Here is a 21,593-nt window from a genome sequence, read left to right as displayed (position 1 = left end):
GGATCAGGGGTTATCCTCAGCCCCTGATCCGTACGACGAGACGCCGCGTGACTGACGCCTCCTCCCCTACGCCCCTGCAACGCCTCTGGCTCAGCGAAACCATTCGCCTGCGCGAAGAGCACGCCGGGCCGCTCGACGACGCCGAAGCCAATCGCCTGGCCCGCACCGCTGGCGGCGAGCTGGCCGAGCGCATCCAACTGCGCGCCGTGCATCTGGCACGCCGTGACGGCCAATGGCAGGCGCTGCTGCACTGGTTGCAGGGCGCCCGCCTGGCCGCGCTGCTGCTGGTACTCCTAGCGCTACTCAGCGGCGTTGGCCTGGGCATGACAGCGCTCGGCGACGGCCGCCAGCCGGTCAATGTGTTCTGGGCGCTGGGCAGCCTGCTCGGGCTCAACCTGCTGATGCTGACAGGCTGGCTGATTGGCCTGCTGTTGACCCGCGACAGCCCCGGCACACTCGGGCGCCTGTGGCTGTGGCTCAGCGAGAAACTGGCGCGCGACGCCAGTGCGGCACAACTGGCCCCGGCCCTGCTGCTGATGCTGCAACGCCGACGCCTGAACCGCTGGGCCCTGGGCCTGTTGGTCAACGGCCTATGGACGCTGGCCATGCTCACCGCACTCGGCACCCTACTGTTGCTACTCGCCACCCGCCGCTACGGCTTCGTCTGGGAAACCACCATCCTCGGCGGCGATACCTTCATCGCCCTGACCCAGGCCATCGGCGCCCTGCCCGCGCTGCTCGGTTTCAGCCTGCCAGACATCGACATCATTCGCGCCAGCGGCGATGCCGCCATCGCCAGCGAAACCGCCCGACAAAGCTGGGCCGGCTGGCTGATTGGCGTGCTGCTGATCTACGGCTTGCTGCCACGCCTGCTGCTGACGCTGCTATGCCTGTGGCGCTGGCAGGCCGGCAAGCGCGCGTTGCGCCTGGATCTCGACCTGCCCGGCTATGGCCTGTTACGCCAACGTCTGCAACCGGACAGCGAGCGCCTGGGCGTTTGCGACGTTGCCCCCGCGACCCTACACCAGCCGCAAAGCGGTAGCAGCGTCCAGCCCGCCAGCGGCGCCCTACTGCTCGGCCTGGAGCTGGACGACCGCCGCACCTGGCCGCCAACACGGCTGCCCAAAGGCGTCGCCGATGCCGGGGTGATCGACAGCCGCGAACAACGCCGCCAATTGCTCGAACAACTCACCCGCTTCCCCCCTGAGCGCCTGGCCATCGCCTGCGACCCGCTGCGCTCGCCGGATCGCGGCACCCTGGCGCTGCTCGGCGAACTGGCGCGCTGCGCCGCCGCCACGCGCATCTGGCTGCTGCCCCCCGCCCCCGGAGAAAGCCTGGACAGCGCCCGCCTGGCCGACTGGCACCAGGCACTCGCGAGCCTAGGGCTGACGCATCGCGACACGGCGCCATTGAGCTGGCTGGAGAGCGGACATGACTGACTACGCACGCCGTAGGGTGGATGACGCTTTACCCATCCACCGATTGCGCGGATGGATGAAAACAGCGTCATCCACCCTACGGTTTCCTGCAATGCCGAGGCCAGCGCCATGACCTCGCCACTGAAACTCGCCCTGGTCGGCCACACCAACGTCGGCAAGACCTCGCTGCTGCGCACCCTGACCCGCGATATCGACTTCGGCGAGGTGTCGCCACGCGCCAGCACCACCCGCCATGTCGAGGGCGCGCGCCTGTCGGTGGACGGCCAGGCGCTGCTGGAGCTGTACGACACCCCCGGACTGGAAGACGCCATCGCCCTGCTCGACTACCTGGAACGCCTCGACCGCCCCGGCGAGCGCCTGGACGGCCCGGCGCGCCTGACGCGTTTTCTCGGAGGCAGCGAGGCCCGCCAACGCTACGAACAGGAAGCCAAGGTACTGCGCCAGCTCATGGCATCCGATGCCGGACTCTACGTGATCGACGTGCGCGAGCCGGTGCTGGCCAAGTACCGCGACGAACTGGCAGTGCTGAATATGTGCGGCCGTCCGTTGTTGCCGGTGCTCAACTTCGTCGCCAGCAACAACCACCGTGAACCTGAATGGCGTGAAGCGCTGGCCCGTCTTGGCCTGCACGCCCTGGTGGCGTTCGACAGCGTGGCACCGCCAGAGGATGGCGAGCGCCGCCTTTACGAAAGCCTGGCCCTGCTGCTGGAGCGCGCACGCCCGCAGTTGCAGAGGCTGATCGAGGATCACGAAGCGCAACGCCAGATCCGCCGCCAGACTGGTCAGCGGCTGATTGCCGAACTGCTGATCGACTGCGCCGCCTGCCGCCGCAGCGTCGCTGCTCAGCCGCTGCTGGAGCAGACCGCCGTGAGCGAGCTCCGTGACGCCATTCGACAACGCGAGCAGCGCTGCGTCGAAGCCCTGTTGCGCCTGTACGCCTTCCGCAGCAGCGATGCCAAGGCGGCTGATCTGCCGCTACTCGATGGCCGCTGGGGCGACGACCTGTTCAACCCGCAAACCCTGAAACAGCTCGGCATCAAGGTCGGCGGTGGCATGGCCGCCGGTGCCGCCACCGGTGTCGGCGTCGACTTGCTGGTCGGCGGCCTGACCATGGGCGCCGCCGCCGCATTGGGCGCGGTGATCGGCGGCAGCGCGCAGACCCTGCGCAACTACGGGCAACGGCTGAAAGGCAAGCTGCAGGGCCAGCGCGAGCTGACCGTCGACGACGCCGTTCTGCGCCTGCTGGCCCTACGCCAACAACAACTGCTAGCCGCCCTGGATAAGCGCGGCCACGCCGCCATGGACGCCATCGCCCTCAGCGCCCCGCAGGAAACCCTGTGGCGCCAGGGCAAACTACCCGCTCCGCTCAACGCGGCCCGCGCCTACCCACAGTGGTCCTCACTGAATCCCGGCGCACGCCTGGAAGGGGCCGAGCGCGCGGAACAAGTGGAGCGCCTGCGCGACGACCTCTCCGTGCAGTCGGTGGGCTAAAGCCCAGGGCGGCACACCTGTAGGGTAGGCTTCAGCCCACCACATCGGCGCTCCACTACTCCCCGAACTCGCCATCGCCATCACCCCGTCCACCCCAATCTGCCGACAGAAGCCCGAGCGCGACATAACGATGGAAACTGGAATAAGGCCAGTCACCAACCTGATTCACCAGGCCATGCTTGACTGGATTGAAATGGATGTAATCAACATGCCGTGCAAGGTCATCCTCATCACGGATACGGTGCTCCCAGAAGCGCCTCTGCCAGATGCCCTTCTCACGCTTTCTGGATTTGCTGGCGCTGACGTTGGGCCTGGCGGGTAGTACCCGAGAAAACTGGCTTTTGATCAATGCCCAACGCTGGGAATAGTTCTGATCATCCTCGGGCAGCTCTCATATCGCATGCAGATGATCGGGCAGGACGCAGATGGCGATGGTCTTGAGCGGCATGCGCTTGCTGGCCTCGACATAGACCTGGCGCAGCAGCGCAATTTCCTCAACCAGTAAACGCGAACGACGATCCGCGAGGGTGACCGTAAAGAAGTAGGTGGCACCGGGAATCCGTTCGCGGCGGTAGTTGGGCATGGGCAATCCTTTGCCTGTTGGGTGTCGGTGAAGGGGCCGGCTGCATGGTGAATCGGTGGGCTGAAGCCCACCCTACACCCTAGCCGGTAGGGTGGGCTTTCGCCCACCAGAGCCCACCCACAACCATCTCAGACCGCCACCGGCGCCTTGATATGCGGGTGCGCTTCGTAGCCCACCAGCTCGAAGTCCTCGAATTTGAAGGCCAGCAGATCCTTCACCTCCGGGTTGAGCTGCATGGTTGGCAGCGGCAGCGGCTCACGGGTGAGCTGCAGATCGGTCTGTTCGATGTGGTTGGCGTACAGGTGGCAGTCGCCGCCTGTCCAGATGAACTCGCCCGGTTGCAGATCGCAGACCTGCGCCACCATCAACGTCAGCAGCGCGTAGCTGGCGATGTTGAAGGGCACGCCGAGGAAGATGTCCGCCGAACGCTGGTACAGCTGGCAGCTCAGCTTGCCGTCGGCGACGTAGAACTGGAACAGCGCGTGACACGGCGGCAGCGCCATCTGATCGACCAGTGCCGGGTTCCACGCCGAAACGATCAGGCGGCGCGAATCCGGGTTCTTTCTGATCATCTCGACCAGCTTGGCGATCTGGTCGATGGACTCGCCATTGGGCGTCGGCCAACTGCGCCACTGGTAGCCATACACCGGGCCGAGATCGCCGTTCTCGTCGGCCCACTCGTCCCAGATGCTGACGCCGTTGTCCTTGAGGTACTTGATGTTGGTGTCACCCTGCAGGAACCACAGCAGCTCGTGGATGATTGAGCGCAGGTGGCACTTCTTGGTGGTGACGAGGGGGAAACCATCGGCCAGGTCGAAGCGCATCTGGTAGCCGAACACGCTGTAGGTGCCGGTGCCGGTGCGGTCTTCCTTGAAGGTGCCGTGCTCACGCACGTGGCGCATCAGGTCGAGGTACTGTTTCATCAGGCGACTCCCTGCACGCTCTGGCGCTTGTAGGCGTAGGCGATCAGGCCGATGCCGCCGAGCACCATCGGCACGCAGAGGATCTGCCCCATAGTCAGCCAGCCCCAGGCCAGGTAGCCGAGCTGGGCATCCGGCACGCGGACGAATTCGACGATGAAGCGGAACACCCCGTAGCAGGCGGCGAACATGCCGGACACGGCCATGGTCGGACGCGGCTTGCGCGAGTAGAACCAGAGGATGACAAACAGCGCCACGCCCTCCAGGGCGAACTGGTAGAGCTGCGACGGGTGGCGCGGCAACTGCTGCGGATCGGTGGGGAAGATCATCGCCCAGGACACGTCAGTGGCCTTGCCCCACAGCTCGGCGTTGATGAAGTTGCCGATACGCCCGGCGCCCAGGCCGATTGGCACCAGCGGCGCGATGAAATCCATCAGCTCGAAGAAGCTCTTGCCGTTGCGTTTGCCGAACCACAGGGTCGCCAGCATCACGCCGATCAGGCCGCCGTGGAAGGACATGCCGCCCTCCCAGATGCGCAAGATCTTCGCCGGTTCGGCGATATACGCGGGCAGATCGTAGAACAACACGTAGCCCAGGCGCCCACCGAGGATCACCCCCATGGCCACCCAGAACACCAGGTCGGACAGCTTGTCCTTGGTCCAGGTCGGGTCGAAGCGATTGAGCCGACGCGAAGCCAGCAGCCAGGCACCCCCGATACCGACCAGATACATCAGGCCATACCAGTGGATTTTCAGCGGGCCGAGGGCGAGAGCCACCGGGTCGATCTGCGGATAAGGCAGCATCTGGAACTCCTTAAACGAGGAAACTCAAACCCACGCTGAACAACAGCAGGGCGAACAGGCGCTTGAGCAACAGCGGCGACAGGCGATGAGCCAGGCGCGCACCAAAACGGGCGAAGAACATACTGGTCAGCGCAATGCCCAACAGCGCCGGCAGGTAGACGAAACCAATACTCCATGACGGCAACAACGGATTGCCCCACCCCGTCCAGATGAAGCTCAAGGCACCGGCCACGGCGATTGGCAAGCCACAGGCCGACGAGGTCGCCACCGCCTGCTGCACCGGCACGCTGCGCCAGACCAGAAAGGGCACTGTCAGCGAACCGCCGCCGATACCGAAGATCGCCGAGGCCCAACCGATCACCCCACCCGCAACAGCCAATCCGGGCTTGCCTGGGACATCGAGGCTGGCACGAGGTTTCAGGTTCAGCAGCAACTGCGTCGCCACCAGCAGCGCGAACATCCCGATGATTTTCTGCAACCACTCGCCATGGATCGCCGCCGCCGTCAGCGCACCGAGCACGCTACCGAGCAGGATGCCAAGAGTCAGCCAGCGAAACAGCGGCCAGCGCACCGCACCCTGGCGGTGATGTTCAAGCATGGAATTGATCGAAGTGAAGACAATGGTGGCCAATGAAGTGCCCACGGCCAGGTGCGTGAGAATCTCTGCCGACATGCCCTGCGAAGCGAAACTGAAGACCAGCACCGGCACGATGATCAGCCCGCCGCCCACACCGAACAGCCCGGCCAGCACACCAGCAGCCGCGCCCAGCAGCAGGTAGAGCAGCAGTTCCATCGGTATCCCCAAAAAACAAAGCGGCATGGTAGCGGAAATACCCACGAAACGGCAGGCGCCAGGTGTCGGACACCTGAACCGGATGCACTTTGTGCTAGGGTCTGCCGGGATCAACGCTCACAAGGATCTGCCCATGTGCCTGATCGTCTTTGCCTGGCGCCCCGAGCATCCCCAGGTTCTGCGCCTGGCTGCCAACCGCGACGAGTTTCATACCCGCCCGAGTGCCGCGCTGAGCGAGTGGCACGATGCACCCGGCGTATTCGCCGGACGCGACCTGGAGGCTGGCGGTACCTGGCTGGGCATCACCGAAAGCGGACGCTTCGCGGCCCTGACCAACATCCGTGCCCCACAGCAGAAGCCCGGCCTTCGTTCGCGCGGTGAACTAACCGCCGACTATCTGCTGGGTCAGCTCTCGCCCATGGCCTACCTCGAACAGGTCATGGCGCACGCCGCCGATTACGCCGGCTTCAATCTGCTGCTGGGCGATGCGACTCAGCTCTGGCACTTCAATTCCCAGGAGGGCCAGGCGCGCCGTTTGCAGCCGGGTGTCTACGGCCTGTGCAACGCCAACCTGGATACGCCCTGGCCCAAGCTGCTGCGCGCGCGCCAGGCGCTGCAAGAGGCTCCAGATGCCGATGACGAAATGTTGCTGTGGGTGATGGCCGATACAGCGCGACCAGACGACTACCTGCTGCCGAACACCGGCGTCGGCCTGGACATCGAACGTCTGCTGTCGAGCGTTTTCATCGCCAGTGCAGACTACGGCACGCGCGCCAGTACGGTGCTGAACCTTGGCCGGGATGGACGCTGGAGTGTCATCGAGCGCAGCTTCGGCCCGCATGGCGCCCTTCTGGGCGAGGTGGCCTTGCAGAAGTAGCCCAAGCTTATGGCCCGATCTCGGTCGAACGGCCAGCAGCGGAGTGAGCCTTGAAGTAGGAGCGAGCGCTGCTCGCGAAGCTTCTGCTGTTTGTCATGGTTCGCGAGCACAGCTCGCTCCTACATGAAGCCTCTGCGCCTGGGGCTCTCCAAACGAGAGCCCGCGCCTTCAGGCCTGGATATTCGAGGCCGGGTTGATCACCCGGCCCAAGCCGAGGTTGCGCAGCGCCAGGTGCAGGGTGCTGTAGATCAGGTGCGGGCTGTCCATACGCATCACCTGGCCCAGCAGCTCCTTGGCCTTGCTCTGGGTGATTTGGCGCAGCAGCCATTTCACCTTGGGCAGGTTGGTGGCGTTCATCGATAGCGAGTCAAAACCCATGGCCAGCAACAACACGGCTGCTGCCGGATCACCGGCCATCTCGCCGCAGATACTCACCGGCTTGCCTTCCAGATGGGCGTCATGCACCACCTTCTGCAAGGCCTGCAGTACCGCCGGGTGGAGGAAGTCGTAGAGATCGGCCACGCGTGGGTTGTTGCGGTCGACCGCCAGCAGGTACTGAGTCAGATCGTTGGAGCCGACCGAGAGAAAGTCCACCTGGCGGGCCAGTTCGCGGGTCTGATACACCGCCGCCGGGATTTCGACCATCATGCCAATCGGCGGCAGCGGCACGTCAGTGCCCTCGTCACGCACCTCGCCCCAGGCGCGGTGGATCAGGTGCAGGGATTCTTCCAATTCCTGAGTGCCGGAAATCATCGGCAACAGGATGCGCAGGTTGTTCAGACCCTCGCTGGCCTTGAGCATGGCGCGGGTCTGCACCAGGAAGATTTCCGGGTGGTCAAGGGTGACGCGGATGCCGCGCCAGCCGAGGAAGGGGTTTTCTTCCTTGATCGGGAAGTAAGACAGTGCCTTGTCACCGCCGATATCCAAGGTACGCATGGTCACCGGCAGCGGATGGAAGGCCTGCAATTGCTCGCGGTAGGTGGCGAGCTGTTCCTTCTCGCTGGGGAAGCGCTCATTGATCATGAACGGCACTTCGGTGCGGTACAGACCCACGCCTTCGGCGCCACGCTGCTGGGCACGCGCCACGTCGGCGAGCAGACCGGTGTTGACCCACAGCGGCATGCGATGGCCGTCGAGGGTCTCGCAGGGCAACGCGCGCAGGGCGTCGAGACCTTCGGTGAGCTGACGCTCTTCCTCGACCACATCGGCGTACTGCTTGCTCAGCAGCTCGCTGGGGTTGGTGAAAACTTCGCCGTGGTAACCGTCGACGATCAGCTTGATGCCGTCGATCTTCGAGTACGGCAGGTCAACCACACCCATCACCGTGGGAATGCCCATGGCACGAGCGAAGATGGCCACGTGGGAGTTACCCGAGCCAGTCACCGAAATCAGGCCGACCAGCTTGCCTTCCGGCACCTCGCCAAGCATCGCAGGCGACAACTCTTCGCTGACCAGAATGGTGTTGTCCGGGTAGACCAGCGAAGTCTTGCGTTCTTCCTGCAAGTAGGCGAGCAGACGCCTGCCCAGATCGCGCACGTCGCTGGCGCGCTCACGCAGGTAGGCATCATCCATCAGCTCGAAGCGTTTGACGTGGTCGAGTACCACCTGGCGCAGTGCGCCCTGTGCCCACTGGCCGGTACGGATGACCGTACGCACCTCGTTACCCAGAGCGGCATCGTCGAGCATCATCAGGTAGACGTCGAACAGCGCGCGTTCTTCCTTACGCAGTTGCGTGGCGAGCTTTTCGGACAGCTCCTGCATGTCCTCGCGCACCCAGCCCAGCGCCTTGTCGAACAGGGCCAGCTCCGCGTCGATGTCATCGACATTGCGATCCGGCACCACGTTCAGATCGGCCGGAGGCAGCACCACCACGGCAGTACCGACCGCAGCTCCCGGCGCACCCGGCACACCGACGAACTTGGCCTCCTGCACGCCTTTGCCCTGGCGCCCCAGGCCGCGAATCGAGCCGGTGGCCTCGGCATGCGCGATCACGCCGGCGAGCTGCGCGCTCATGGTCACCAAGAAGGCTTCTTCACCTTCGTCGAACTGGCGGCGCTCCTTTTGCTGCACCACCAGAACGCCCATCACACGGCGATGGTGGATGATCGGTGCACCGAGGAAGGAGGCATAGCGCTCCTCGCCAGTCTCAGCGAAGTAGCGATAGCGGGGGTGACTGGCAGCGTCTTCGAGATTCAGCGGTTCCTCACGGCTACCGACCAGGCCGACCAGGCCCTCGCTGGGCGCCATGCTGACCTTACCGATGGAGCGTTTGTTGAGGCCTTCGGTGGCCATCAGCACAAAGCGGCTGGACTCTGGGTCGAGCAGATAGACCGAGCAGACCTGGCTGCCCATGGCCTCCTTGACCCGCTGCACGATGATCGACAACGCCGCCTTGAGATCCTTGGCGGCGTTCACTTCCTGGACGATTTTGCGCAGCGTGTTGAGCATGCTCGGTCAAAATCCCGTAATCAGTCGCGCACACTAAGGCGCGGTGCAAGTTCCTTGAGGGCTCGGCGGTAGACCTCACGTTTGAAGGTGACCACCTGCCCCAGCGGATACCAATAACTAACCCAGCGCCAGCCGTCGAACTCCGGCTTGCCGGTCAGATCCATGCGTACGCGGTCTTCGGAGCCTGTCAGGCGCAACAGAAACCACTTCTGCTTCTGCCCGATGCACAACGGCTGGCTGTGGGTACGCACCAGACGCTGAGGCAGGCGGTAACGCAGCCAGCCACGGGTACAGGCGAGGATCTTAACGTCCCGCTCTTCCAGGCCGACTTCTTCATTCAGTTCACGGTACAAGGCTTCTTCCGGCGACTCCCGGTCATTGATACCACCCTGCGGGAATTGCCAGGCGTCCTGATTGATACGGCGTGCCCAGAGTACCTGACCGACATCGTTGGTCAGGATGATGCCGACATTCGGGCGGAAACCATCGGAATCAATCACGGCAAGCAACCTCATAGACGCAAGTTCCAGCATTGTTCCACAAAGCCGACGCCAGCAGCAACGCGGGTTTGTGGGCAGTGGGAAAGCCCTGTCAAAGCGGCTATTCTGGCGCGCTCTACTCCCTTTGCAGAACAGGTACAGAACCGTGCGCTTGGCCCTTTTCGACCTCGACAACACCCTGCTGGCTGGCGACAGCGACCATAGCTGGGGCGAATTCGTCTGCCAGCGCGGCCTGGTCAACGCGGCCGAATACCTGGCGCGCAATGATGCCTTCTATGCCGACTACTGCGCCGGCAAGCTGGATGTGGTGGCCTACCAGAATTTCAGCCAGGCCATTCTCGGCCGCCGTGATATGGCGCAACTGGCGCAATGGCACCGCGAGTTCATGGCCGAAGTCATCGAGCCAATCATCCTGGCCAAGGGTGAAGCGCTGCTAGCCGAGCACCGCGCCGCCGGTGACAAGCTGGTGATCATCACCGCCACCAACCGCTTCGTCACCGCCCCCATCGCCGAACGCCTCGGCGTGGAGACGCTGATCGCCACCGAATGCGGCATGCAGGACGGTCGCTACACCGGGCAGATCAGCGGCACGCCGTGCTACCAGGGCGGCAAGGTAACCCGCTTGAATGAATGGCTGGCCGAGACGGGGCACACTCTCGACGGTGCCTACTTCTATAGCGACTCACGCAACGACCTGCCGCTGCTGGAGGCGGTGGCCAACCCAGTGGCAGTCGACCCGGACGACGTGCTGCGCGCCACAGCCATCGAGCGCGGCTGGCCGGTGATGTCGCTGCGCTGAAGATCGGGGTGACGTAGGAGCGGCGCCAGCCGCGAAGCCTGCCGCCCAGCCGCTCCCACATCAAGCAGCAAGCCTGCTGTAAATCTGGGAAGCACCTCGATCAAGGTCAGGCTGGCTTGGCGCCCATCAGTGCCATGATCGCGAGCAGCAGCACGACAATCAGCCCGGCATAAATCAGGCACATGCGCTTGAGCGCTAGCGGCGCAGGCGTATCGCCCAACGCGCGCCAGGTTGCCAGGCGACCAGCCAGCAGCAGGCCGAGCAGCAGCATCACGCCATACAGAATGCTGCCCAGCAGCAGCCAGATCTGCCCCAGCGGCCAGCCGGCGGTATCCACCAGCCAGTAACCGCTGAGCGGCAGACTCAGCGCCAGCACGGTGAAGGTCGGCAAGCTGAACAGCAGGGTCACGCGCAGCTTGCGCGCCAGCACAGCGGCATCACCGCTGCGCTGGGCCTTGAACAGCATGAAGCCATGGGCGATCAGGCCAAGCAGCAACAACACGCCCGGAGCGCCATGAAGAATACGAACCAGCAGATAGTGTTCCATCGTGGTTTCCTGGTTAGGTAGGGCGGGTGCAACCCGCCAACGCGCTCTGGCGGGTTGCACCCGCCCTACGGTTCGAAAGTATCAGCCCAGAAACAGGCGATAAGCCGGATTTTCGCTCTCGTCCCAGTACGGATAACCGATGGCGTCCAGCGCCGCTGGCACCAAATGGCGTTCCTCTTCCGGCACCTGCAGCGCGGCCAGCACGCGGCCGTCGGCGGCGCCGTGGTTGCGGTAGTGGAACATCGAGATATTCCAGCGCCCGCCGAGTTTCTGCAGGAAGTTGAACAGCGCCCCCGGTCGCTCGGGAAACTCGAAGCGCAGCACCATCTCGTCACCCACGCCAGCCGCGTGGCCACCGACCATATGGCGGATATGCAGCTTGGCCAGCTCGTTGTCGGTCAGATCCAGCACCGGGAAGCCCTGCGCACGCAGGCCTTCGACCAGCGCGGCACGCGGGTCGTTCTCCGGGTGAGTCTGCACACCGACGAAGATGTGTGCTTCGCGCCCGGTGTGATAGCGGTAGTTGAACTCGGTGATCTGGCGCTTGCCCAGTGCCTCGCAGAAGGCCTTGAAGCTGCCCGGCTGCTCGGGGATGGTCACGGCGATGATCGCCTCGCGCTTCTCGCCCAGCTCAGCCCGCTCGGCCACATGGCGCAGGCGATCGAAATTGACGTTGGCGCCGGAATCAACGCCCAACAGCACCTCACCTTTGACGCCTCCACGCTCGACGTATTTCTTGATCCCGGCCACAGCCAGCGCACCGGCAGGCTCGGTGATAGAGCGGGTGTCGTCGTAAATGTCCTTGATCGCCGCACAGATTTCATCGGTGCTGACGGTGATGACCTCGTCGACGTGATGCTTGCAGATATCGAAGGTGTGCTGGCCGATCTGCGCCACCGCCACGCCATCGGCAAACAACCCGACGGTCGGCAGCACCACGCGCTCGCCCGCCGCCAGCGCCTGCTGCAGGCAGTTGGAGTCGTCCGGCTCAACGCCGATCACCTTGATCTCCGGGCGCAGGTATTTGACGTAGGCAGCGATACCGGCGATCAAGCCGCCGCCACCGACCGGCACGAAAATGGCGTCGATGCGCCCCTGATGCTGGCGCAGCACCTCCATGGCCACGGTGCCCTGGCCGGCGATCACCAGCGGATCATCGTAGGGGTGGATATAGGTGTAGCCCTTTTCTTCCACCAGTTTCAGCGAATGAGCCAGCGCCTCGGGGAAAGCATCACCGTGCAACACAGCCTTGCCCCCACGCGAGCGCACACCCTGCACCTTGAGCTCCGGCGTGGTACGCGGCATGACGATGGTGGCCTTGACGCCCAGATGCTTGGCGGCCAGGGCCAGGCCCTGCGCATGGTTGCCAGCCGAAGCGGTGACCACGCCGCGCGCCAACTCTTCGGCAGACAGTTGCGCCAGCTTGTTATAGGCACCACGAATCTTGAACGAGTACACCGGCTGCAGATCCTCGCGCTTGAGCAGAATCTGGTTGCCCAGTCGCTCACTGAGCTGACGGGCGGGTTGCAGCGGGGTTTCCACCGCGACGTCGTAGACGCGCGAGGTGAGGATCTTCTTCACGTACTGTTCGAGCATGGCGATTTCGCAGGCATTCGGGCTTTGAGGGGACTGCCGAGTCTACCCCAGCGCCGCGCCGCTCGACCATATAAAGCACGTGGGTTTTGCCCCGTAAACACGCCACTTGCGGCTATAATTCGCGCCTTGTCCCCTACCCTCCCAGGCATTCCTTCGCGATGAACCAGGATCAGTTGAAACAGGCTGTGGCCCAAGCCGCCGTCGACCACATTCTCCCGCGCCTCGACAGCAAGAGCATCGTCGGTGTCGGCACCGGCTCTACCGCCAACTTCTTCATCGACGCACTGGCTCAGCACAAGATGGAGTTCGACGGCGCCGTGGCCAGTTCCGAAGCCACCGCCGCACGCCTGAAGGGCCATGGCATCCCGGTGTACGACCTCAACGCCGTCAGCGACCTGGAGTTTTACGTCGACGGCGCCGACGAGAGCGACGAACACCTGAACCTGATCAAAGGCGGCGGCGCCGCGCTGACCCGCGAGAAGATCGTCGCCGCCGTGGCCAAGACCTTCATCTGCATCGCCGACGCCAGCAAGCTGGTGCCGGTGCTGGGCGAATTCCCGCTGCCGGTGGAAGTGATTCCCATGGCGCGCAGCCATGTCGCCCGTGAGCTGGTGAAACTGGGCGGCGACCCCGTGTACCGTGAAGGCGTGCTGACCGACAACGGCAACATCATCCTCGACGTGCACAACATGTCGATCACCGATCCGGTCAAGCTGGAGGCGGACATAAACGCCATCGTCGGCGTGGTCACCAACGGCCTGTTCGCCGCCCGCCCGGCGGATCTGCTGCTGCTCGGTACTGCTGAAGGCGTGAAAGAGCTCAAGCGCTGAATCCGTGGGAGGCGCTTCAGCGACGATTGTCGCGGCTGAAGCCCCTCCCACAGAGTTTCTTTGTGCCACTCCCCTGATTGCCGAATGCAACCAGCGCTCCTGCGATTCGCCACACGCACTGGAAACGGCAGGCGTGCTTGCCCCCCTATTCCAGTAGGCGGCGCAGCTCCTCACTCATCGGCATGGGTTGAAAAGCGCTGACCCGCGCCCGCCCGGTGTTGCCGATAGGCACCCAGATGCGCGAGAACAACAGCGCCGCCAGAATGCGCGGCATTTGCCCCAGCACCTCACGCACATCCCCTTGTTGCCAGCCGACCTGCAGCATCAGCCAGTGCGAGCGCGCATGCAGCCACGGGCGACGCTGAGTGAGGATGTGCGCACGCTCCAGCCAAAACAGCGCTTCGTCGCTACGGCGGGCACGCAGTCCGTATTGCGCCTGAACGAAAGCTTCATCGATGGCAACTTGCAGTTTCATGTTCATATCGCCCGCCTTCACTTACGCAACAAGCGCAACCCGTTGAACACCACCATCAGGCTCACGCCCATATCGGCGAATACCGCCATCCACATGGTCGCCTCGCCCATCAAGGTCAAGGCCAGGAAGATCGCCTTGATACCCAGTGCCAGCACGATGTTCTGCACCAGAATCGCGTGAGTCTGCCTCGACAGGCGGACGAAAGCCGGGATCTTGCGCAGATCATCGTCCATCAACGCAACATCTGCCGTCTCGATGGCGGTGTCGGTACCGGCTGCGCCCATGGCGAAGCCGATCTCGGCCTTGGCCAGTGCCGGGGCGTCGTTGATGCCATCGCCAACCATGCCCACCACCTTGCCGCGCGCTTGGCTCGCCTCGACCCAGGCCAGCTTGTCAGCCGGCAGCAAATCGCCGCGCGCTTCATCGACGCCAACCTGTTCAGCGATAGCCGCCGCTGTGTGGACGTTGTCACCGGTGAGCATGCAGGTACGCACGCCCAGTTGGTGCAACTCGTCGATTGCCTCGCGGCTGGTCTGGCGTACGGTGTCGGCCACGGCGAAGAGCATCAGCGCGCGCGCTTCATCGCACAGCACCACCACGCTCTTGCCCTGCCGCTCCAGTGTCTCCAGGCGCTCTTCCAGTTGCGCCGAGCAGAGCCCAAGATCCTCGACCAGACGGTGGTTGCCGATATACAGCAGCCTACCGTCGACCCGCCCCTTGCTGCCGCGCCCAGGTAGCGCCTCGAAGTCTGCCACTTCATGCAAGACCTGCCCTTGTTCTTCGGCATGCCGTGCCAAGGCTTTGGAAACCGGATGGTCGGAACGCGCGGCCAGGCTCGCAGCCCAGATGGCATGCACGGGCTCAGGCGTTTCCAGCAGGTGGAGGCTGTCGGTTTGCACCGGCTTGCCATGAGTCAGGGTGCCAGTCTTGTCCAGCGCGAGTAGGGCAAGATGACGACCATTCTCCAAATAGACGCCGCCCTTGATCAGTATGCCCTTGCGCGCGGCGGCTGCCAGGCCGCTGACAATGGTGACCGGCGTAGAGATCACCAATGCGCAGGGGCAGGCCACCACCAGCAGCACCAGGGCGCGATAGATCCAGTCGAACCAGGCGCCGTCACTAAACAGCGGCGGCAGCACCGCGACAGCCAAGGCGAAGGCGAACACCGCCGGGGTGTAGATGCGCGAGAATTGGTCGACGAAGCGTTGGGTCGGCGCGCGCGAGCCCTGCGCCTCTTCCACCGCATGGATGATGCGCGCCAACGTGGTATCACGCGCCGCCGCGGTGACGCGAAACTCCAGCGAGCCGGCTTCGTTGATGGTGCCGGCGAAGACCGAATCACCCACGCGCTTTTCCACCGGCAGGCTTTCCCCGGTGATGGGCGCCTGGTTGACGGTCGAGCTGCCGCCGACCACCTCACCGTCGAGGCTGATACGCTCACCGGGGCGCACACGCACCAAGGCGCCCAGGCCGATGGCCTGCACGTCGACCTCCTGCCAGTCACCATTGGCCTGCTTGACCGTCGCGCGAGGCGGCGCCAGATCCATCAGCCCGCGAATGGCATTGCGCGCGCGATCCAGTGAACGTGCTTCGATCAGCTCGGCGATTGTGAACAGCACCATCACCATCGCCGCCTCTGGCCACTGGCCGATCAGCACCGCGCCGGTCACGGCAATGCTCATCAGCGCATTGATATTGAGGTTGCGGTTTTTCAGGGCGATCCAGCCCTTCTTGTAGGTGTTCAGCCCGCACAGACCGATGGCAGCAACGGCCAGGACAGCGACCAACCACTGCGGCCCGAGCGCGGCGAAATGCACCAGTTCCGAAGCGGTTGCCAGCACACCAGCCAACGCCAGCGGCCACCAGGCTTTTTTCTCAGGAGCGGCAACCGGCTGCGGTGCGCCACTCTCATCCTCGACCTGCGGGGTAAAACCCAGGCCGCGAATGGCAGGCAGCACCTGATCCAGCACGCCTGGGTCATGGCTGACGGTGAGCACGCGCTGCAGCAGATTGAACTGCAGGCCCGCCACGCCAGGCAAACGGCCCAGGGCATCACGAATCAGCCGCTCCTCCGTCGGGCAGTCCATCTGCTCGATGCGAATACGGGTGTTCACTGCACCATCGAGCGGCTCATCGACTGCAGGCGCAGCGGGGCCGTGATCATGCCCGGCGTACTCATTGGCGTGCTCGTGGCGAGTGGGGGAATGTTCGTGCGAGTGATCGCAGCAGCGGCTCATGGCTACTCTCCGTCTGATACCTGTTGCCGAGTACACACCCTGTAGCCACTATAGGGTCAAGCATCTGGAGGTAATCTCATGAAAATCGGCGAATTGGCAAAGAAGGCTGGCTGCCAGGTAGAGACGGTGCGCTACTACGAGCGCGAAGGACTGCTACCCGCGCCCGCACGCACTGAAGGTAACTACCGCCTGTACGGCAACGAACACCTGGAACGCTTGGTATTCATCCGCAATTGCCGAACGCTGGACATGACCCTGGAAGAAATTCAGCGTCTGCTGACGCTACGCGACCTGCCCAATGAAAGCTGCGCCGGGATCAATAGCCTGGTGGACGAACATATCGAACATGTGGAGGCGCGTATCAACAGCTTGCAGGCTCTGCGCGATCAGCTCAGCGAACTGCGTGATCGCTGCAACGGCCCACAAGAAGCAGAGGACTGCGGCATCCTGCGTCAGCTCAACGTCAGCGGCGGCGTGCAGCCGTTACCGGACGACGGCCACACCCATGTCGGCAAGAGCCATTCGCACTGACGTCCAGCGTCACTCTGGCTTGCGAAAGACGTAGAACAGATTCGGCTCACTGATCAGGTACAAATTACCGACATCATCGCTCGCCACGCCTTCGGCCTGCGGCACGCTGCGTGTGAGGCCATGCCGCCCGAACAGCAAGGACAAGGTGCTGATCGGCTCACCCTCTGCATCCAATTCGATCACCAGACGCGACTCATCCGACAGCGCCAGCAAGTGCCCGCTAGCCGCGTCGAAATGCAGGCTCGACAGATCGCGCACAAACAGGCGCGCATCACGCTGAGGGTCGGTGTTGACCTGCATGGACAGCGGCTTGCTCTGATCGACATGCGGGAATCCCAGCACCTCGAATATACGCACCGGGTCACGCTCCTTGGCCACCAGCAGACGGTGGTTGGCAGCATCATAGGCCAGCCCTTCGAACCCCTTGTTGCCATTGCGACCGATACCCAGCGAGAGCATCTGGAAATCAGCGGCATCGATCTCGCGGGTGTGCTCATCGATAAGCACCTTAACCAGCCGCTGCTCGCGCTCGTCGGCGATCACGTATGTGCCGGGGGCCACGTACTCAATCGCTTCGGGATCGCCAAAGCCTTTCAGTTCGATCACCCGTTTGAGGTCACCTTCTAGGCTCAGCTCGATCACCTTGGCCGGCTTGTTGGTGACGCTAAACAGGCTGCGTCGATCCGGGTCGTAGGTCAGCGCCGACACATCGCTGATATCACCGATTTCCTTGGCCTCGATGGCCACGCGATAGTCGCCCAACCATAACGATCGCTCACGCCACTGCTCGCCATGCTGCCACTGCTCAACGGCAAACCAGGCGCGCTCGAACAAGCGGTATCGCTGGGCGAATGCCACAGCGGCGACTAGCAACACAATGCCGAGCAGATAGAGCCAAGGACGGATGGACAACAGGCGGCGCATAAACTCTCTCACGAAAAAGCCCGCCACAGTTGGACTGTGGCGGGCAGATGAAATAGGAACACAGTAATTAGTTGATCAGTTCGACGCGGTCGACATCGATCTCGTGGCCGTTGAAGTCCTTGTCGACCTCACCGGTCAGGCGCACCTTGGCGGTTTCCGAGACTTGCTGTGCAGGCCAGTCTTCGTCATCGATTTCCACCCGGATGGTGCCGCTGGAATCTTTGAATTCGTACAGCTCATCCTGCAAACGCTTGACGATCTGGCCTTCGAGCACCACATGAGTATCGTCGGCAGACTGCAGCGCAGCGGCAACGCTAGTGACCTGAGGCGTAGCGCCTGGGCCGGTGTAGTTGCTGGCAAAAGCGGCAGTGCTGAGCAGCGGCAGGAACATCAGAGCGAAAGCGGTACGTTTCATGGTATGAACCTCGTTGTTCGTAAGTGACGGGGTCAGATTAGTGCCGCTAGCTGAAGCCAGACTGAATCGCCGCTTAAGCCAAGCTGAACGCGCCAAAGCGGCTCAACTGGGATCAGCAGCCGATTTGTGGAAGCGATAGAACAGGTTGGGCTCGGAGACTATATAGATGTCGCCATTCTCATCCATGGCCACCCCCTCGGCCTGTTCGATACCACGGTGCAGACCATTGAAGCCCCCACTGAGACTCAGGAAGCTGATCGGCTGCCCGGCGCGATCAAGCTCCAGCAGCAAGCGCGACTCATCGGACAGCAACAACAGATGCCCCGTACGCTCATCGACGCTGAGCGAAGAAATGTCGCGCAGCCCCAGGTTACCCGCGACCAACGGCTGCAACGCACCGACCTGTCCGTTCCGGGCAGGGAACGGCAGGCTGAACAAGCCCAGCGGCCCACGCTCCTTACTAAGTAGCAGGCTGTGGCTACGCGAGTCCCAGCCCAGCCCCTCGAACCCCTTATTCCCGGCATCGGCAAAGCCCAGATCGATGCCCGGCAAGTGCCTGGCATCCAGCTCCACAGTCTTGCTATCAAGGGTGAAGGATGTGAGCAGATGCCTGCGTTCGTCGACGATGGCCATACGTCCGTTGTCCATCATTTCCACACCTTCAGGGTTGGAGAAACCCTTGAGCTGAATGCGGCGCAGGATCTCGCCATCACGCGACAGCTCAACCAGCAGTGGATGCTTACCCGTCACGGTGAACAAGGTGCCGGTTTGCTGGTTGTAAGTCAGCCCCGAGGTTTCATCCTCGTCCAGCCCTGCCAGGGCCTTGGCCTGCACCACCGCGCGATAACCGGGCAGCCAGATGCTGGCGAGGCGTGCAGCCAGCGGCGTATCACCCTCCTGCCACCAGAGCAGAGCGCGATCATCCCAATGCTGGGTTTGCACCAGCACAGCAGCAGTGAGCAATGCACAACCAAGAAGCCAGTTGCGCGGGCGGTTCAGACAAGAGCGGAGAAAAAGCATCGGCGACGGCTCGGCTGCACGGTGGCAATGCGACATCCGCTGTCGATGGGAGTTCCGCCACCCGTGGGCGGCGGTTATGGCTTACAGCACGCGGCTGGTGAAGCGACTGTGACCAACCAGTTCCAGCTCCAACTCGTCGCCTTTGTTCAGCGCACCCACGCCGACCGGTGTGCCGGTAAGGATCACGTCGCCCGGCTGCAGGGAGAAATGTCCGGCCATGGCCTGGATCATCGGCACGATAGGGTTGAGCATGTCACGGCTGTTGCCGTCCTGGCGGGTTTCGCCATTGATCACCAAGCGAATGCCAATGTCGGCCAGATCCTCGATAGCATCGCCCGGCACGAAGGGCGCCAGCACGCAGGCACCGTCGAAGCTCTTGGCGATTTCCCAGGGGTAGCCCTTTTCCTTGAGCTTGGCCTGCACATCGCGCAGGGTCAGATCCAGCGCCGGGGCGAAACCGCTGATGGCATCGCGCACTTCCTCGGCATCGGGCTTTTTCGACAGCGGCTTGCCGATCAGCACGGCGATTTCCGCCTCGTAATGTACCGAACCGCGATCATCGGGAATGCTGAAACCGCCCTCGACCGGCACCACGCAGGAGCCGGGCTTGATGAACAGCAGCGGCTCGGTGGGCACCGGGTTGTTCAGTTCCTTGGCGTGCTCGGCGTAATTACGGCCGATGCAAACGACCTTGCCGAGCGGAAAGTGGACGGTGGTGCCGTCGACATACTGATGCTGATAGCTCATTGGGAACTCCTGTAGGGTGCCTTGGGTGTCTGATCGCCGGTGCTCGCGGCAGGTAGGGCGGGCACAATCCGCCAACCGGCGCTGGCGGGTTGTACCCGCCCTACACAGGCTTCAGGCGAAAATCTTGCCCGGGTTCATAATGCCGTTGGGATCGAATACCGCCTTGATCGCTTTCATATAGGCAATCTCGGCCGCCGAGCGACTGTATTGCAGATAATCACGCTTGGTCATACCGACGCCATGTTCGGCACTGATCGAGCCGTTGTACTTCTCGACGATCTCGAACACCCACTTGTTGACCACCGCACACCTGGCGAAAAAGTCCTCCTTGGCCAGGTTCTCGGGTTTAAGGATGTTCAGGTGCAGGTTGCCATCACCAATGTGGCCGTACCAGAGCACGTCGAAATCCGGGTAGTTGGCCGAGACGATGTCGTCAATGTCCTTTAGAAAAGCGGGCACCTGACCGACAGTGACGGAGATGTCGTTCTTGTATGGCGTGAAGTGGCTGATGGTTTCGGAGATGTACTCGCGCAGCTTCCACAAATTTTGCAATTGCTGCTGGCTCTGGCTCATCACGCCATCGAGCACCCAACCCTGCTCAACGCAATGCTCGAAGGTGGCCAAGGCTTCGTTGGCCACGTCCTCGTTCAGTGCTTCGAACTCAAGCAACGCATAGAACGGCGTGCGGCTCTCGAACGGTGCCGGTACATCACCGCGGGCAAGAAGCTTGTCCAGGCACTTATCGGAGAAGAACTCGAAAGCGGTCAGATCGAGCTTGCCCTGGAAGGCGTGCAGCACCGGCATGATCGAGTCGAAATCTGGCGTACCGAGCACCATCGCGGTGAGGTTCTTCGGCGCTCGCTCCAGGCGCATGGTGGCCTCAACAACGAAGCCCAGCGTGCCCTCCGCGCCGATGAACAATTGGCGCAGGTCGTAGCCAGTGGCGTTCTTGATCAGGTCACGGTTCAGCTCCAGCAGCTCGCCGGCACCCGTGACCACCTTCAGACCGGCCACCCAGTTACGGGTCATACCGTAGCGAATCACCTTGATCCCGCCGGCATTGGTGCCGATGTTACCGCCAATCTGGCTGGAGCCGCTGGAGGCGAAATCCACCGGGTAGTACAGGCCCTTTTCTTCGGCGAACAGTTGCAGTTGCTTGGTCACCACGCCCGGCTGGCAGACCACGGTACGGTCGTATTCGTTGAAGCTGACGATGCGGTTCATGTAATCGAACGACACCACCACTTCGCCATTGGCTGCTACCGCCGCCGCAGACAGGCCGGTACGACCGCCCGACGGCACCAGGGCGATCTTGTGCTGATTGGCCCACCGCACGATGGCCTGCACCTGCTCGGCAGTCTTGGGCAAGACAATCGCCGACGGCGCGGGAGCGAACTGCTTGGTCCAGTCCTTGCCGTAGGTTTCCAGGGAATCGGCATCGGTCAGTACCTTGCCGGACTCGACCAGGGCCTTCAGTTCTTCGAGCTGTACGTGGGTGATCATCGTCAGGAACTCGCAAAGGATTCATGGTCGCCCTGAGAACCATTCAGGTCGCAACCGAGCATTGAAAAAGGCGAACATGCTAGCATACGCCCCCCGTGAATCGAGCCATGCAGCG

General features: G+C 63.1%; 20 protein-coding genes and 1 pseudogene. 6 read left to right on the top strand and 15 right to left on the bottom strand.

Features of this window, described 5'->3' with window-relative positions:
• Nucleotides 1-47: 47 nt before the first annotated feature.
• Both AERO9A_RS04945 and AERO9A_RS04940 read left to right on the top strand, forming a co-directional pair.
• The gene (locus tag AERO9A_RS04945) at nucleotides 48-1,439 is read left to right on the top strand and encodes a DUF2868 domain-containing protein (RefSeq protein ID WP_159970817.1); all 1,392 of its coding nucleotides are present in this window, start codon (nucleotides 48-50) and stop codon (nucleotides 1,437-1,439) included.
• A gap of 108 nt (nucleotides 1,440-1,547) precedes the next feature.
• On the top strand, nucleotides 1,548-2,930 hold the full coding sequence (locus AERO9A_RS04940; protein WP_159971629.1) for a DUF3482 domain-containing protein: 1,383 nt from the start codon (nucleotides 1,548-1,550) through the stop codon (nucleotides 2,928-2,930).
• 55 nt (nucleotides 2,931-2,985) lie between these two features.
• On the opposite strand, the pseudogene AERO9A_RS04935 reads toward AERO9A_RS04940, so the two are convergent.
• The 4 genes and pseudogenes from AERO9A_RS04935 to AERO9A_RS04920 all read right to left on the bottom strand — a co-directional run bounded on the left by AERO9A_RS04935 (nucleotide 2,986) and on the right by AERO9A_RS04920 (nucleotide 6,029).
• A pseudogene (locus tag AERO9A_RS04935) lies at nucleotides 2,986-3,513 on the bottom strand (transposase).
• Nucleotides 3,514-3,641: 128 nt separating this feature from the next.
• Entirely contained in the window at nucleotides 3,642-4,436 is a 795-nt protein-coding gene (locus AERO9A_RS04930) for a thymidylate synthase (RefSeq protein WP_159970816.1), read from the bottom strand.
• The gene (lgt, locus tag AERO9A_RS04925) at nucleotides 4,436-5,236 is read right to left on the bottom strand and encodes a prolipoprotein diacylglyceryl transferase (protein WP_159970815.1); all 801 of its coding nucleotides are present in this window, start codon (nucleotides 5,234-5,236) and stop codon (nucleotides 4,436-4,438) included. The genes AERO9A_RS04930 and lgt overlap by 1 nt, the downstream gene beginning before the upstream one ends.
• Nucleotides 5,237-5,246: 10 nt before the next feature.
• Nucleotides 5,247-6,029 carry a sulfite exporter TauE/SafE family protein gene (locus AERO9A_RS04920; RefSeq protein ID WP_159970814.1) on the bottom strand — a complete coding sequence of 261 codons (783 nt, stop codon included), beginning with the start codon at nucleotides 6,027-6,029 and terminating at the stop codon, nucleotides 5,247-5,249.
• Between the two features lie 133 nt (nucleotides 6,030-6,162).
• On the opposite strand from AERO9A_RS04920, the gene AERO9A_RS04915 reads away from it, so the two are divergent.
• On the top strand, nucleotides 6,163-6,906 hold the full coding sequence (locus AERO9A_RS04915) for an NRDE family protein (protein WP_159970813.1): 744 nt from the start codon (nucleotides 6,163-6,165) through the stop codon (nucleotides 6,904-6,906).
• A 168-nt stretch (nucleotides 6,907-7,074) separates the two neighbouring features.
• Here AERO9A_RS04915 and ptsP read toward each other — a convergent pair whose 3' ends face one another.
• Nucleotides 7,075-9,354: a phosphoenolpyruvate--protein phosphotransferase gene (ptsP, locus tag AERO9A_RS04910; RefSeq protein ID WP_159970812.1), complete on the bottom strand. Its 2,280-nt coding sequence runs from the start codon at nucleotides 9,352-9,354 to the stop codon at nucleotides 7,075-7,077.
• 20 nt (nucleotides 9,355-9,374) lie between these two features.
• Complete coding sequence (locus AERO9A_RS04905) at nucleotides 9,375-9,854, bottom strand: RNA pyrophosphohydrolase (RefSeq protein WP_159970811.1); 480 nt, start codon at nucleotides 9,852-9,854, stop codon at nucleotides 9,375-9,377.
• A 145-nt stretch (nucleotides 9,855-9,999) separates the two neighbouring features.
• On the opposite strand from AERO9A_RS04905, the gene AERO9A_RS04900 reads away from it, so the two are divergent.
• Nucleotides 10,000-10,653, top strand: coding sequence for an HAD family phosphatase (locus tag AERO9A_RS04900; RefSeq protein WP_159970810.1), 654 nt, complete (start codon nucleotides 10,000-10,002; stop codon nucleotides 10,651-10,653).
• Nucleotides 10,654-10,759: 106 nt separating this feature from the next.
• On the opposite strand, the gene AERO9A_RS04895 is transcribed toward AERO9A_RS04900, so the two are convergent.
• Nucleotides 10,760-11,200: a DUF2269 family protein gene (locus tag AERO9A_RS04895; RefSeq protein ID WP_159970809.1), complete on the bottom strand. Its 441-nt coding sequence runs from the start codon at nucleotides 11,198-11,200 to the stop codon at nucleotides 10,760-10,762.
• 81 nt (nucleotides 11,201-11,281) lie between these two features.
• On the bottom strand, nucleotides 11,282-12,796 hold the full coding sequence (gene ilvA, locus AERO9A_RS04890; protein ID WP_159970808.1) for a threonine ammonia-lyase, biosynthetic: 1,515 nt from the start codon (nucleotides 12,794-12,796) through the stop codon (nucleotides 11,282-11,284).
• A gap of 158 nt (nucleotides 12,797-12,954) precedes the next feature.
• On the opposite strand from ilvA, the gene rpiA reads away from it, so the two are divergent.
• Entirely contained in the window at nucleotides 12,955-13,626 is a 672-nt protein-coding gene (gene rpiA / locus AERO9A_RS04885; protein WP_159970807.1) for a ribose-5-phosphate isomerase RpiA, read from the top strand.
• Between the two features lie 145 nt (nucleotides 13,627-13,771).
• Here rpiA and AERO9A_RS04880 read toward each other — a convergent pair whose 3' ends face one another.
• Both AERO9A_RS04880 and AERO9A_RS04875 read right to left on the bottom strand, forming a co-directional pair.
• Nucleotides 13,772-14,107, bottom strand: coding sequence for a DUF3703 domain-containing protein (locus tag AERO9A_RS04880; RefSeq protein ID WP_159970806.1), 336 nt, complete (start codon nucleotides 14,105-14,107; stop codon nucleotides 13,772-13,774).
• A gap of 11 nt (nucleotides 14,108-14,118) precedes the next feature.
• Entirely contained in the window at nucleotides 14,119-16,338 is a 2,220-nt protein-coding gene (locus tag AERO9A_RS04875) for a heavy metal translocating P-type ATPase (RefSeq protein WP_159970805.1), read from the bottom strand.
• 78 nt (nucleotides 16,339-16,416) lie between these two features.
• Between AERO9A_RS04875 and cadR the strand changes: the two genes are divergently transcribed.
• Nucleotides 16,417-16,869, top strand: a complete 453-nt coding sequence (gene cadR / locus AERO9A_RS04870; RefSeq protein ID WP_159970804.1) for a Cd(II)/Pb(II)-responsive transcriptional regulator — start codon at nucleotides 16,417-16,419, stop codon at nucleotides 16,867-16,869.
• A gap of 9 nt (nucleotides 16,870-16,878) precedes the next feature.
• Here cadR and AERO9A_RS04865 read toward each other — a convergent pair whose 3' ends face one another.
• From AERO9A_RS04865 to AERO9A_RS04845, 5 genes are all read right to left on the bottom strand, one after another.
• Complete coding sequence (locus AERO9A_RS04865) at nucleotides 16,879-17,793, bottom strand: SdiA-regulated domain-containing protein (protein WP_159970803.1); 915 nt, start codon at nucleotides 17,791-17,793, stop codon at nucleotides 16,879-16,881.
• A gap of 67 nt (nucleotides 17,794-17,860) precedes the next feature.
• Nucleotides 17,861-18,208, bottom strand: a complete 348-nt coding sequence (locus tag AERO9A_RS04860) for a NirD/YgiW/YdeI family stress tolerance protein (protein ID WP_159970802.1) — start codon at nucleotides 18,206-18,208, stop codon at nucleotides 17,861-17,863.
• Between the two features lie 102 nt (nucleotides 18,209-18,310).
• Nucleotides 18,311-19,228, bottom strand: coding sequence for an SdiA-regulated domain-containing protein (locus AERO9A_RS04855; protein ID WP_256665863.1), 918 nt, complete (start codon nucleotides 19,226-19,228; stop codon nucleotides 18,311-18,313).
• Nucleotides 19,229-19,309: 81 nt separating this feature from the next.
• Nucleotides 19,310-19,975, bottom strand: coding sequence for a fumarylacetoacetate hydrolase family protein (locus tag AERO9A_RS04850; RefSeq protein WP_159970800.1), 666 nt, complete (start codon nucleotides 19,973-19,975; stop codon nucleotides 19,310-19,312).
• A 111-nt stretch (nucleotides 19,976-20,086) separates the two neighbouring features.
• Nucleotides 20,087-21,478, bottom strand: coding sequence for an FAD-binding oxidoreductase (locus AERO9A_RS04845; RefSeq protein WP_159970799.1), 1,392 nt, complete (start codon nucleotides 21,476-21,478; stop codon nucleotides 20,087-20,089).
• Nucleotides 21,479-21,593 lie beyond the last annotated feature (115 nt).

The sequence above is a fragment of the Pseudomonas sp. 8Z genome (assembly GCF_902506535.1).
GTDB lineage: Bacteria > Pseudomonadota > Gammaproteobacteria > Pseudomonadales > Pseudomonadaceae > Aquipseudomonas.
The sequence above is the reverse complement of the archived record's forward strand: the minus strand, read 5'-3'. Positions and strand labels throughout refer to the sequence as shown.

Excerpts from the sequence above, each read along its gene's own strand:
- cadR (WP_159970804.1), top strand. The coding sequence starts at position 16,417 with ATGAAAATCGGCGAATTGGCAAAGAAGGCTGGCTGCCAGGTAGAGACG.
- rpiA (WP_159970807.1), top strand. The coding sequence starts at position 12,955 with ATGAACCAGGATCAGTTGAAACAGGCTGTGGCCCAAGCCGCCGTCGAC.
- AERO9A_RS04895 (WP_159970809.1), bottom strand. The coding sequence starts at position 11,200 with ATGGAACACTATCTGCTGGTTCGTATTCTTCATGGCGCTCCGGGCGTG.
- AERO9A_RS04850 (WP_159970800.1), bottom strand. The coding sequence starts at position 19,975 with ATGAGCTATCAGCATCAGTATGTCGACGGCACCACCGTCCACTTTCCG.
- ptsP (WP_159970812.1), bottom strand. The coding sequence starts at position 9,354 with ATGCTCAACACGCTGCGCAAAATCGTCCAGGAAGTGAACGCCGCCAAG.
- AERO9A_RS04865 (WP_159970803.1), bottom strand. The coding sequence starts at position 17,793 with ATGCGCCGCCTGTTGTCCATCCGTCCTTGGCTCTATCTGCTCGGCATT.
- AERO9A_RS04875 (WP_159970805.1), bottom strand. The coding sequence starts at position 16,338 with ATGAGCCGCTGCTGCGATCACTCGCACGAACATTCCCCCACTCGCCAC.
- lgt (WP_159970815.1), bottom strand. The coding sequence starts at position 5,236 with ATGCTGCCTTATCCGCAGATCGACCCGGTGGCTCTCGCCCTCGGCCCG.
- ilvA (WP_159970808.1), bottom strand. The coding sequence starts at position 12,796 with ATGCTCGAACAGTACGTGAAGAAGATCCTCACCTCGCGCGTCTACGAC.
- AERO9A_RS04845 (WP_159970799.1), bottom strand. The coding sequence starts at position 21,478 with ATGATCACCCACGTACAGCTCGAAGAACTGAAGGCCCTGGTCGAGTCC.
- AERO9A_RS04855 (WP_256665863.1), bottom strand. The coding sequence starts at position 19,228 with ATGCTTTTTCTCCGCTCTTGTCTGAACCGCCCGCGCAACTGGCTTCTT.
- AERO9A_RS04880 (WP_159970806.1), bottom strand. The coding sequence starts at position 14,107 with ATGAACATGAAACTGCAAGTTGCCATCGATGAAGCTTTCGTTCAGGCG.
- AERO9A_RS04940 (WP_159971629.1), top strand. The coding sequence starts at position 1,548 with ATGACCTCGCCACTGAAACTCGCCCTGGTCGGCCACACCAACGTCGGC.
- AERO9A_RS04920 (WP_159970814.1), bottom strand. The coding sequence starts at position 6,029 with ATGGAACTGCTGCTCTACCTGCTGCTGGGCGCGGCTGCTGGTGTGCTG.
- AERO9A_RS04915 (WP_159970813.1), top strand. The coding sequence starts at position 6,163 with ATGTGCCTGATCGTCTTTGCCTGGCGCCCCGAGCATCCCCAGGTTCTG.
- AERO9A_RS04860 (WP_159970802.1), bottom strand. The coding sequence starts at position 18,208 with ATGAAACGTACCGCTTTCGCTCTGATGTTCCTGCCGCTGCTCAGCACT.
- AERO9A_RS04930 (WP_159970816.1), bottom strand. The coding sequence starts at position 4,436 with ATGAAACAGTACCTCGACCTGATGCGCCACGTGCGTGAGCACGGCACC.